Source organism: Pseudoduganella buxea (genome assembly GCF_009720835.1).
GTDB lineage: Bacteria > Pseudomonadota > Gammaproteobacteria > Burkholderiales > Burkholderiaceae_D > Rugamonas > Rugamonas buxea.
The window spans coordinates 1-276 of sequence record NZ_WNKZ01000304.1; the positions used below are offsets into that span (position 1 = coordinate 1).

Annotated in this window: 1 pseudogene; it reads right to left on the reverse strand. The window is 66.3% G+C overall.

Annotated features, from left to right (window positions below):
* Positions 1-276: pseudogene (locus tag GM672_RS30295) on the reverse strand (IS1595 family transposase); the annotation flags it as partial.

The following is a 276-nucleotide window of genomic DNA, read 5'->3' on the forward strand; positions in this document are numbered from 1 at the left end:
ACAAATGCTGCTGCAACTGCGCCACCGTGACGGGCCCGCGCCCCGGGACGAAATCGCAAGTACGCCCTTGCCGGTCGCGCGCCACGAGAATGCAGTCCAGTTCGCCGCTGATGCCCCGTTTTTTCGCACGGCCCCCGCGCCGCCGGGGAGGACGCGTCATGTGACGCGCGCCCTTCTGCGATTCCAGTAAATACGTTTCGTCGGCCTCGACGATGCCGCTCAAGGGCTTGGGCCGGTCGTCCTTGGCCATGGCAAGAAAGCGGTGGCGCCAGCGAA